The organism is Flavobacterium sp. C4GT6 (genome assembly GCF_036347315.1).
GTDB lineage: Bacteria > Bacteroidota > Bacteroidia > Flavobacteriales > Flavobacteriaceae > Flavobacterium.
This window is the reverse complement of record NZ_JAZGZU010000017.1, coordinates 81,087-94,250: the sequence shown is the minus strand read 5'-3', so window position 1 is coordinate 94,250 and position 13,164 is coordinate 81,087. Positions and strand designations below refer to the sequence as shown.

Annotated in this window: 4 protein-coding genes; all 4 read right to left on the bottom strand. The window is 38.6% G+C overall.

The features are described from left to right. On the bottom strand, nucleotides 1-4,646 hold a 4,646-nt coding region (locus tag V3Z67_RS16235; RefSeq protein WP_330444315.1), incomplete at its 3' end, for a fibronectin type III domain-containing protein. A 136-nt stretch (nucleotides 4,647-4,782) separates the two neighbouring features. Beyond that, on the bottom strand, nucleotides 4,783-7,575 hold the full coding sequence (locus V3Z67_RS16230; protein WP_330444314.1) for an Ig-like domain-containing protein: 2,793 nt from the start codon (nucleotides 7,573-7,575) through the stop codon (nucleotides 4,783-4,785). 94 nt (nucleotides 7,576-7,669) lie between these two features. Continuing rightward, nucleotides 7,670-9,058 carry a peptide-N-glycosidase F-related protein gene (locus V3Z67_RS16225; protein ID WP_330444313.1) on the bottom strand — a complete coding sequence of 463 codons (1,389 nt, stop codon included), beginning with the start codon at nucleotides 9,056-9,058 and terminating at the stop codon, nucleotides 7,670-7,672. A gap of 97 nt (nucleotides 9,059-9,155) precedes the next feature. Then, entirely contained in the window at nucleotides 9,156-13,082 is a 3,927-nt protein-coding gene (locus V3Z67_RS16220) for an ATP-binding protein (RefSeq protein WP_330444312.1), read from the bottom strand. Nucleotides 13,083-13,164 lie beyond the last annotated feature (82 nt).

Below are 13,164 nucleotides of genomic sequence, written 5' to 3'. Positions count from 1 at the left end.
GGAGAGATACCTTTAGGAATCATACAGGCAACATTATCAACAGTAAGCTCAAAAGATGAAGAACAGATATCACCTCCGGCAGGTGTTACCGTTACAGTGTAAACTCCAGCCTCTGTAGCAATAACAGTTAAGTCAGTGCCTATAGTTGCACCATCTGCATTAGTCCAGTCAATGTTAACAGTACCTTCTGTATAGTTTGCATCAAGAGCTACTTCAAGCATATAAGTTCCGCCTTCACAACCCTGGTTAACACTTATGATAGGTGTTGGAACAATACTAACAACGAAACTACTCTCGCTGGAACATTCTGTACCAGGAACCTGAGCGAAGATGTAAACAGTCTGACCCTCTGTTATTTCATCTCCGGCTGCAAGCATATCACCTGTAGCATCAGGTCCTGTATAATAATTATTATTTTCGCTTAGCACAGGAAGCACAAAAGCATCACAATCAGAAACATCTACCATTATATCTGCAACCGGTATAGCAATAACCGATACATCAATAGCTGCACGCGGACTCTCACATCCGTTTTCGTTAGACTGACTTACATAGTAAGTCGTTGTACCAGCTACAGATGTATCTGGCGTTGGAGCCTCAGTAAGTGACACACCGTCTTCAGAATCATACCAGTTAATAGTATATCCTTCCAGTATTTCTGCTATTAGGGCTGTAGCAACTGCACCTTCACAATAGGTAACATTACTAACAACCGGAGCAGGAATATCAATTCCTGAATAAGTTATTACAAGCGTACTGTTACAGAAAGGCGTAGACCATTCAAAATAATAATCTCCCGGAACAGTAAATCCGGTAATTGTAGTTACATTACTGTTAGGATCTTCTATCACAGTTGCAGAAGGGTTAGTATCATAAGCTAACCATGTACCTCCACCTATAGCTTCAATATTAGCTACCGGATCAGAACAGTCTATATCAAGTGGGCTCGGCGTAACAATACCCGTGTTAGCATTAAATGTAATGGCATCAAGGAAGTTACCTATTGTTGGATCACCAGCTGTAGCAACTGATTCAAAAATGAAACGTGTTACATCCTGACCTGCAGGAACAACATAAGTACCTGTATTGTAACTCCAGTCACTAGTACCTGTAGAAACAGGATCACCTACCGGAAGATATGGTCCTCCCGGAGGTCCTGCCTTAAGCTGACAGGTCTCAATTGCCATACGTCCGCGGTGAGCAAAACCATATTCAAAAACAGTTCCAGGGGGTGCAACATAATCCTGGTACACACCTGCTACCTGGTTAGCATTAAGCTCAATAAACTGGTTACCGCTATAAGCAGGCACATCGTTAAAGCCATCGCCCCAATATTCTATCATGCCGTCTGTAGCTGTTGTTCTCCAGCCCGGTACTGCATTTTGGTGGAACATAGCCCATCCTCCTAATTCAAATATAGGCTCCTCAAAATCAGAATTGATTGTTGTTACTAAACATTGTGAGGCTCCATTACCATTAGTATTAGGAGTTGTAATACAAAGGTCACTTACATGTAATGAATTATTTGGTGTAGTTGAATTAAGTGAAATTCTTACTTTATAAGTAGCACCTACTGTAAGCCCTAACGCATTAATAGCATTGTTTTCACTACAATATAGTGGTTCACCAAGGGCATCACCACAAGCGTCTTCATAAAGAGCAAGTACAAATGGCTGAGCCGACGTGTCACCTACTTCAAAATTACTAAGGGTAATAATATGTGTTGAGTCTCCCGCTACAAATTCATACCATACATCGCCACCGTTAACACCGGCACAAACCGGCTCTGTAGATGCGGTGGCTCCTAAGAATGATACTTCTGTAAAATCAACACATTCATCAGTCATATTTACAGTAGCCGTTACTGCTCCGTCACACTCATCATTCTCAATAGCCGAAATAAAACTAAACGGACCTGTCCAAGTACTGTACCCATCGGCATCGCCACAATTAGCTCTTACATAGAATACATATTCTGTAGCCGAATCAAGTCCGGTAACAGTATGTGGATTTTCTGTAGTTGACTCTCCTGCAACTGTTGGCGCAGGTGATCCTGCAGGAAGTGCCCATACTTCCCATGTACCGGCATCACCCATTTCGTCCCAACTTAATGTAGCTGAAGACGAAGTAGTAGCTACCAATTCTATATTTTGTGGTTTTGGACATGTAGGTTCGTCACATGAAACCGTACCTGCAATCACTACTGTACCCTGTTCTCCTAAACCTGCAGGTTTTGAGTAAATATCTTCATACTGACTGTAAATAATCAGTCCTTTGTCTGTAGGGTTAGAGCCTGATGTGTTCCAAAATACCTCAATATCAACATCCGGACAAAGCGGGATATCTACCGTTGCAGATGTACCCCAGGTAAAACTGGAACCTATTACCTGAATCTCTACACCTCCCTGAGAAACCGTCATGGTGTTACCCTGCCAGCCCGTACCGGCTTCGCTGGTCATCTCAAAAGTAAATATACACTGATTTTCCGGCTCACAAACATTAGTGTGTGAACTTACAGGACCTGCCCATTCGGTAAGAGAATCATCTGCACATACATATCTTACATAAAAGTCATAATTTGTAGAAGGATCTAAATCATTAATAGTAACCGAAGTTTCTGTAGTTGGAGTACCAACATCTGTTGCCGATGGTGCCGGCTCGCCAGCCTCTACATAGAAATATTCATATGATCCCGGAACATCATTCCATGATAAATCAACACTTGTAGTCGTTTCATTTGAAACGGTAATACCTACAGGAGCTAAACATAATGGTTCATCACAGTCTACAGTTCCTGTATATAATGATGTATTTTGAGAACCTGTACCTGCAGGTTTTGTATAGAAATCCTGATTGAATCCGTTTCTGGCAATAAGCCCCACTTCGTAAGCATAACTACCTCCTGAATTCCAGAAAATTTCGATAGGCATATCATTACACACCTGTACCGATACTTCAAAAGGTCCCGATCCTGTAAAACCAGGTCCCAATAAAGCTACTTCAACTCCATTTTGAAGTACACTTATGGTATTACCATTCCAGCCGTCACCATAACTATCAGTAAGGATAAAAGTATAAGTACACTGATTTGCCACATCACATACTGTTGTACTGAATACAAAAGGACCAGACCAGGCACTAAAAGTACCATCGCCACAATCTGCCCTTACATAGTATTCATAATTTGTAGCTGATGCTAAAGGAGTACCATCAAATTCTGACGTTACATTGTAATTTGTACTAACTGTAGTTGTTGTACCGGCTCCTGCAGGTATGCCTGAACCTTCTTCCTGTACCACTACTTCCCATGAAGTAGAACCATTGGAATCCCAGGTAAGATCGGCACTTGAAAGACCTATATTTGAAGCAGATAATCCAGTTGGCGGAGGGCAGTTTACCTGTTGAATAGTTAAACTATAAGCTGCCGTTTGTGCCAGCCATGTTGAAATCACAAAATAGTAAGTTGTACCGGCAGTAACTGAAAAAGTAGATATTGAAACCGGAGTAGCTGAAAAATCAGACACACCACCATCAATACAGGCAGTACCTATATCGCTGCAATCATCATAAATAAAAATCCCTTCATAAGCTACCACGTCTTCAAGATCTATGCTTATAACCCCATCTGAGACAGGTGTATAAGAATAAACCACATCATTACCATTTAAATAGCTTAATGTTGCCCCACAGGATGCACCCGGAACACCATTATAATCATCTCCGTAGTTTGAGGTATTATCTGACACAGAGTATGGCAATGCGGTAATTTCAATTGGAGCAGCACAGGTATCACCTAATCCTACTGTAGTAAAAAAGAAAGGCCCTGCCCAGTCGCTCTCGTTTACATCTTCCTCACAAATTGTTTTTACATAAAACTTATAATCTGTATTTTCTGTAAGAAGTGTTGCATTATATTCTGCAGTTCCGGTAACCGATACACCTGTACCTGTAGGAACATCGGCAGTAGGAAGTACTTCTACTTCCCACTCACTTGCAAGACCACCACCCCAAGACAGGTCGGCAGTTTCTGTACCAATATTAATTGCTGCAAGAGCTGTTGGAGCAACACACTCTTCTGTAACCGAAACATTATCAACCAACCAACGGTCGGCATCATCACCTTCCATAACAAACGCTATATAAACATTTGTTGCGGCAGCAAAGCTTGAAAGCGATACCACTATTTCGTTATATTCCTGCTGAGTTGGGTTTATTTCCAACTCAGTCCATTCTTCAACCTGAGTATATGCAGATAAATTTGAAGGATCTGCATCTGTAGAGATCATAATACGGTATAAGCTACCATCATCTCCGTTAATACTTAACCTTGAGAAAAATCGTAACTGTGCATTAACCGGTAATGATACCAGTGGTGTAACCAGCCAGTCTTGTGCCGGTACATCTCCAATTACGTTTTCTTTATCAATAAGGGCAGCATAATCCCCTTCATAAGAAGGTAATACAGTATTACCTAATGTACTTCTCTTCCATGCCTGTACAGGCCCAACTCCATTATTGTAAATATTCCAGCCTGTAGGTGGCCAGACAGAGGTATCTTCAAACCCTTCCTGAGCCAATTGCGAATAACCGCTTATGGCTGTAAAGAGCATGAAAAGCATGAATAAATTTCCTGCTATCTTTTTCATAAGATTTTATAGTTTGTAGTTAATTATGTTCGTTATAGTTTTCATTTCCGAAAATGAAATATCACTGTGTTACAGTCCCTTCAGATTAAACAACCTGAAGGGATACTGAATTACACAGCTATAATTTAGTTAAGGTTTAGTTCTTAAGTATTTTAGTTGTAGCGGTAGTATTGTTATCAAAACTTACTTTTACAACATAATAGCCCGCCTGAAGATCCTGTAGGTTAACCTCACCTGTAGCAGCAGTATAAACTTCCTGCCCCAGCATGTTGTACACTTTTACCTCATTAACATTACTTTTAGCGTTAATATATAAAGTAGACGATACCGGATTAGGATATATCGTAAATGTGGTAGCATTAAAATCAATTGTACCAAGTGCTTCAATGTCAACTATCACTTCCAGTTCGCCGTAAACATCAGTATTATCTACAGATGTAGCTCTTACAGTCGCAGTACCGTTAGCTAAAGCCGTTACAAGACCGTTATCATCTACAGAGACAAAATCAGTACCTGCCTCAACGCTCCAGGTAACATCGGTTATGGTAGCATCTTCTGGAGTAATTACTGCTAAAAGCTGCAGGGTTCCGTTTTCTGTAGTAATAGTAGCTTCTGCATCATTTTCAACAACAACTTCAACAGCTGTCACATCAATGTTTTGGTTAGAAACAGTGATTTCAATTTCGTCGTATACTGTTTCATCAGAAGAAAGCGTGGCTCTCACCACAACAGTACCATCTGCAACAGCAGTTACAAGTCCGTTTTCGTCAACAATAGCATATTCTGCTCCCTGCTCTATTGTCCAAACAACAGTCTCCTCCTCCGGAGTAACTGTAGCCATTAACTGAAGTGTACCTTCGTTTACCGTAATTTCAGGAAGTACTTCGTCCTGAGTAGTGATTACAACAGAAGGCTCTACAGTAACCGATTGTGTTTCGCAAATACTAATTGCAATTACAGCGGTAGTTGCTGCCGGGTTTGTAGATGTTTCTTTAGTGAATGCTATAGAACTGATAAGCTTATCATGGTTCTCTTCATCCAGAGTAAACTCTGTTTGGAAAAGTTGGGTTTGTGTAAGTCCGCTAAAACTGTTTAATGGTGCCCAGCCTGCTGTAGTGATAACCGATATTCTACCTATGCTTCCCATTGCAACGGTAGAAGCATCAGGACTTGTAGACCACCAGTCTGTAGCATTTTGGTTAACAAATATTTGTGAAGTACCATCGGCAAAGTTAACCTGAACGTCCACATTGTTTGATCCTTCGGCACTTACCCAGGCGATATATACTTTCTCTGCTTTTTTCTGCTCTGTAAGTTCAAGTGTACCTGTATTACTGGTAGTATTTCTTAATACAAGTCCGTTACTTTCAGTATAAGAAGCTAACTGGTATGTTAAACCTTCTGTAGCGCTGCTAGATATTAAACCGTCATTTGGAAGTCCCCCGCCATAAGCAGCAGCACTCGCACCCGAACTGTGTGGATTTGTAGGAACAAAATCCTGAGCATAAAATGCATTAGCACCATCTACCGGATGTGTAGTTTTATCGTTAGCATCTCCACCTGTACCTTCGGCAACCACATCATGGTTAAATCCTGTTAATGTTAACGGAGTAAATACACACTCTCCGGAAGTAACAACTTCTGTAGCTGTTACACTTACTGCAAGTACAGACATACGTATTTCAGTTGCCCACTCTGCAGTACTGTCACCATTAAAAGTAAAAGTAATACCGATAACTGTTTTTTCCTGATTAGCTTCATCTATCGCCAAAGCTATTTCATAAAGTCTAGGATTAGAAGCATCACCTTCAAGGTTGTTATTACTTGTATTTATTCTTCCTATACCCTGTATAGCAGTACCGGTACCATTGTACCAGTCGTTTACAGTAAGTGAAGCCGTTTGACTTGTTGCATCACTAAAGTTTACTGTAGCCGTAAATGGTACTGTTTGCATACCGCCACCTGCACAAGCTGCCAGAAAATATACATCGGTTACATTTTGAGCCGAAAATTCAAGTGTTCCGGTATTTGTACCTGTGCCCACATAATCAGGCGTAAGGAACAAAGCGTTATTACCCGAGTAATCTGCAAGCTGGAAAATAACATCAGTGGTAGTCGCACTGTTTATAACTCCATCTGCAGGTAAACCGTAAGTAGGGAAAGTGGTCCCCGATGTAGCCTGGAAATCTAATGACACCAATGCTCGTGTATTGGTTTGATCAAAGCTCATATCTGTACTTTCAGATGCATTACCTACTCCATTAGCAATAATGTCTTGGTTAAATCCTGAAGTAATTGTTACAGCTTGGTTATATGTAGCAGCGGCCTCACCCACAACTAAAGTATAGTCATGGTAGTTACCGTTACCTTCTCTAACAAAAGTAGCACATGCCTGACCTTCATCTACCGGAGGGTTATCTGCATTATCTCCCCATATACCCAATACTCTCATTCGATATGTACCTGTGGTAACATCTGTAGGAACATCAAAGGTTGATGTAACTGTCTCAATAGCTGTAACCCAGTCTGGGTGACCTGCAAAAAGCATCTCGTTAGTATCATCAAAGTCTCCATCCTGATTAAAATCAGCATATATAGCAAACGACATCCAATTTCCTATAGTAATAGAAAAATCTACCGTTTCTCCCGGTGCATGTGTAGTACTTAAAGAAAGATAATCAAAAGTTGTACAGTCAGCACTTGTAACATCGTTACTAATATCACCTATTATAACATTTCTAAGTTTGTAATTATCACAACTTAGGTTTGCAGTTGATGTAAACTGAGGTGTACAATACTCCTGAGCAGAAACCTGCCCGGCTGCAAGCAAGAACAGCCCCAGTAGTGATGGGGTGTAATTCTTCCTTACAAAGTGTGATGCCTTGTGCATGGTACGCACAGCATCTCTTCTGGTAAAGTTGATTTTCATAATGATTTGGTTTTTGGTTATGTTGCTGCAAAATTAAAACTATTTAGACTAAATAAAAATAATATTTATCCCCGCTAAACAGTTTTAACAATGATTAGTTTTTAACTATCTTTTTTACAGCAGTTTGGTTATTAGCAAATTGTATTTTTACAATATATACACCGCTTTGAAGTGAAGAAAGGTCTAGTGTTGACGCTTTAGCTTCAAATACGGTTTGTCCGGTTACAGAAGTTATAATAACATTCTCAACATCAGTTTCCTGTACGTTAATATTTAATACATTGTTTACAGGATTTGGTGTAAGACTAAAGTCCATAGTGGTGAAGTCTTCAGTATCTAGTGTCATACTGAATCCCTGTAGGTATACAGACATTGGGAATTCACCCTGATCTCCATTAAATACAGCATCAGGAACATCTATTTTAAAAGAGTGCTCACCTGCCGTTAAATCGCCAAGTTCAATAACACGAATCGGAATTTTATCGCCGGGACACCAGTTACTAAATGAAGCCCATTGTGCAGCTGTCATAGGACTGTTACCATAAATACCATTAGGCTGAGTGTTATATTCTCTGAAAGGCTCACAAGATAATCCGCCAGGTTTGTAACTAAGTACCTGCTCCCCATCTAAATAAATATAGTGCCATCTTCTTATGTACTCCTCTCCTCCTGAGTTAGCTCCGTGATTTGAAGTAATAAGGTAAAAATGTGCATTTGGAACATCTTCCTCCAGTGTAAAGTTGATTGTTCTTACAGTTTCACCAAGCACATCTGTACCATCAAGTGTATAATCCCTTAAAGCGTACTTAAATGAAAGTGGTAAAAAGAAATTATCACCATACTCAACACTTGTGTCAACATCGGTCACAAACTCTAGTGTACCGTAAAATACATCACTTCTGCCGGCACAACCCGCAACCTGTTCGTTAGCAGCATAAGGAACTCCAAATAACTCAAGCTCAATCCATATATCATAATCAGCTAAAACAGCCGAATCCTGAAAAATTTGTGCTACATTATCCATTTCAAATGTATAAGGTACCTCATCTGGTTGGATATTTTTGTTCATGAACGGAGTGATGTAACGACAAAGCTCAACACGCTCAACTTCTCCATAAGCATATGATCCCTGATCTTTTGGAACCAATGCAAGGTTAACATTACCTATCCTGTCATAATTATCACACGCTGCTTTAATAACAATGTTCATAGTTAGCGTATTTCCGAAAAGTGCTAACTCATCATCAGTAAGTTTACGTGTAAAACAAGAATTACTTAAACGAAATACTCCAGCAGGAACAGGTTCATCTACGGTCGTAGCATACCCATCATAAAAGAGTACTTCATCAAACACAGTAATAGTTTGCTGGGCATTAATTTTTGATGCCCCTGCTAAAAGGAAACAAATCATCAAAAATTTGAAAATACTTTTGAAACCGGAAATAGGGAAATAAGCATTTCCAGGAAACGTAGTTTTACTCATAGTTAAAATAAAGTTTAAAAAATTGTTAATGGTGTAAACCTCACATTTTTTAAACTTTAACGGTATAACTATTGTTTCAAATGCTGTAACAATTGTTTCAACCTGCGTTTTTCTGAATATATTCCGTTGGTGTTAAGGAATATACCTCTTTAAAGCACTTTGTAAAATACGACGGACTTCCAAATCCTGTTTTATAGGCAACTTCAGATATATTATAGTTTTCATGTAGCAATGAAACAGCTTTTTTAAGTCGGTATACCTTTACAATTTCACCCGTACTCATATTAGTAAGTGACTTAATTTTTCGATGTAAACTCGTTCTGCTCATATTTAATGATGAAGAAAGTTCTTCCACACTAAAAGTTTCATCATCCAGCCTACTATCAATAACATCATACATTTTTTGCAGGAACGGATCCCCTGCCACAGTAATTTTCTGTTCGGTTTCCTGAGGTAGTAATTGCAGTTGCTTATATAAAAAGTTGCGTTGTTTATTTTGAAGTTCAAGCCTGTTTTCTATACGCAGTAAAAGTTCTGATATATTAAAGGGTTTGGTAATATAATCATCTGCTCCATAGGACAGTCCTTCCAGTTTACTTCCCAAATCTGATTTTGCGGTAAGGAGTATAGCCGGAATATGACTGGTATTGATATCAGATTTTAAATACTTACACATTTCAAAACCATCCATCCCTTCCATGAGTACGTCACTTAAAATCAAATCGGGCATAATACTCAGTGCCAAATCTATCCCTACGCGACCATCCTCAGCATGATGTACATTATAATGAGATTTAAGACTGTCCTCAATAAATGCTGCAAGCTCTTTATTATCTTCTACCAGTAATATAACAGGTTTATCAGACGACACCTCTGTATTTTCATCTTCAACCACCTGAAGTTCAGGTTTAGGTATTGTTGCTTCAGTGGCCTTTTTATACGGGAGTAAAACCGTAAACAATGTACCATGATTCTGTTGGTCATCACTACTGGTAAAGGTTATTGTGCCTTCCTGCAGTTCAACCAATTCCTTCACTAATGATAACCCAATCCCTGTACCTACTTCTTTCTTCTCTCCATCAATATGATAAAACCTATCGAAAATATTAGACTGCTCTTCTTTTGGAATTCCCCTACCTGTATCCTTGACTTCAAGAATTATTCCGCTATCGGTCTCAATTATTCGTACAAACACCTTATCACCTATATAACTATATTTTAAGGCATTTGAAAGAAGATTATAGAGTATTCTTTCCAGTATATCAGGCGCAAAAAAGTATTCGGCAGTTTGTGGTCCTTCAAAAACAACTTCATTATTTTTAGCCGATGCTTCCTCACTAAATACATTAATTACCTGTTTAATACCAGTAATAATATCACCCCATAACATATAAGGCTTTAAGGCGCCTGCTTCGAGCTTAGCGATATCCAGTAACTGATTGGTTAGGTTTAACAGGCTATTGGCATTTTTACTTATAATAGATAATAGCTGTTCCTGCTGATTTTTATCATCAATAGTTTTTAATTGTTCTGCCGGTCCCATAATAAGGGTAAGCGGAGTTCTTAACTCATGGGTTATGTTTGAAAAGAAACGGCTTTTTACCTCATCCATTTCCCTTAACTGCTGTGCTTCTTTCTGTTTAAGCAGTATTTCATTTTTTACCAGTCCCTGTTTTATACTGTAAGTAATAAACAATACGGTTAATGCAACAGCCGCAATAATATATAATGAAAATGCCCACCATGTTTTCCACCATGGAGGAGAAATTTTAATAGCAATGGCTTTAATTTTAGTGCTCCATTTTCCGGTTGTATTAGTAGCATTTACTTCAAACTGATAATTTCCCGGAGGCACTTTTGTATAAATAGCCTCTCTTTTTGTACCTGCCACAACCCATTCATTATCATACCCTTTTAACCTGTAGCGGTATTGAATATCCTGCGGTTGGCTAAACTCAAGCGCTGCATATTCTACAGATAATGTATTTTGATTATAAGGCAAATCAATACTGGTAATAGTATTCTCGGCTTTGGTACTCTCTCCTGTAAAGGGTTCGTTATTAATTTTAATACTCGTTATAGCAGTATTGGGGTTGTATAAATCATTTGTTATAGATAATGGGTTAAATACCACCCCACTCTCTATACCTCCAAATGCGATTTTACCGTCAGGAAATGAAAACTGATGAAACCTGTTGAATTCATAACATGGCAATCCATGACGTTCTGTAAACGTTCTTACTTCCTGTGATTTTGGGTCAAACCTACACAGGCCTTTATTGGTACCCATCCATACATACCCTTCACTATCAGTTAAAACCGAATAGATTATGTTATCGGGTAATCCGTCTTCAACCGAATACAGTTTAGTTTTATGGGTATTACTCTCAAAACTTAAAAGCCCCTGTGACGTTGCAATCCAAAAAAGACTTGCCTGTTTCCTGTCAGGGATAAGAGCATACAGCTTATTTACAGGTAACGGATTGGGCTCATCTTTAGCAAAATGTTCAACGGTGCCTTTTTTAACATCAATATGCAGTAGTCCGTTATATTCAGTTGTTACCCATAGTTTATTACCTCTCGCTAATATACCAGTTGGGTTAACAATAAAATCTAGTTTATTGTTAACCTGTTGGGTTGTAAAAAGTTTTTCCCAGCCAGACATATCTTCCTTACAGCCGTAAATGTTATTATCTTCATCTATAACAATAAGCCTGTTATCATTTGAGAGCGTTATCCCTTTTATTGGCCTAAATTCTCCATACACCTCCGTTGGTAGCGTAGGAAGTTTTTGCGGTTTCTTATCAGAATCATCAAAGTAGCCTACCGTCCTGTTCATGGCTATCCAGGTTATACCTCTCTTACCATCGTGTACTGATCGTAAATAGTAAGCCGGAGGTAACAATCCCCTGTCGGTAGCACTTATATTAAAGAAATGGTATACCGATATTCCCAGTTCTTTTTCAAGCAAATCGACAGCAAAATCTTTTTTATACTTAAAAACTTCAAAGTCCATTTGGAAATCTATTTGGTATATTCCGCCTGTATTAGCCCCAAGCCATAAAAGCCCCGACTCGTCTACCAGTAATGCCTGAGTATCCCTATCGTTTATAACATCTATATAAGTACTTTTTTCAATACCCGGTTTATCGTCATAACTGTATATTGTTTTATTTATCTGAAAGTATACTTTACCATCGGGCGCTTCGGTAAGCAGTTTACCATTAAAGGAAGCTTTTTCAGGCAAATCCAGTTTACTGTATTTATTTTTTGAAAAATCAAAAAAATACAAATTATTCTTATCCAACCATATAAGCTCCCCGTTTTTTCTCTCAGTAATTCGCGGAATCTCTTCCCCAAAGTCAAAGTTATTATCAAAATCTGCTTTATAAGGAAGTTCAAAGTTTTCAAACTTTTTTTGCGAAGCATTATATCGGCTTAACCCTTTATTGGTTAGTACCCACATATTTTTCTTACTGTCTTCCTTAATAGCTAGTACAGATGTACCCTTAAACTCATATTGGGATACTTTTACATTTTCCTGCCCTTTTTCAGGCAGCATAAAATTAAAAACAGTGTTGTCTTTAGCTGTAAACCAAAAAGAACAGTCAGACGCTACCTGCCAGCCTCTTCTGTATATCTCCAACTTATTATGGTCTAAAAAATCGGCTGTAAGGATATGATTTATTTTATGACTTGCCATATCAAACACATCAATGGCACCGTTATCATATCTTAACCATAAATTATTATGCTTGTCTTTTATGGATTGCGTAATGAAATTACTGGAAATAGATGTGGTATCGTTAGGTTTATTCTGAAAGATTTTAAACTGATGCCCGTCATATCTTGCTAATCCATTATGAGTACTTACCCAGATAAAGCCATCTTTATCTTCAACAATACCCGAGACGAATGACTGAGGCAAACCGTCTGCCACAGAAATATGCCTTATATTCTGGGAAAACAGTATATAGGGAAATAATAAAAACAGGGGTACTATTTTTTTTATTAACTCTTTCAAAACAGGTGATTTTTAAGGTATGGTTTATGCAAAATCTTACCCGCAAGATAGTTAATTAAATGTTAAGGATTTAAAATTTTAC

Excerpts from the sequence above, each read along its gene's own strand:
- V3Z67_RS16230 (WP_330444314.1), bottom strand. The coding sequence starts at position 7,575 with ATGAAAATCAACTTTACCAGAAGAGATGCTGTGCGTACCATGCACAAG.
- V3Z67_RS16225 (WP_330444313.1), bottom strand. The coding sequence starts at position 9,058 with ATGAGTAAAACTACGTTTCCTGGAAATGCTTATTTCCCTATTTCCGGT.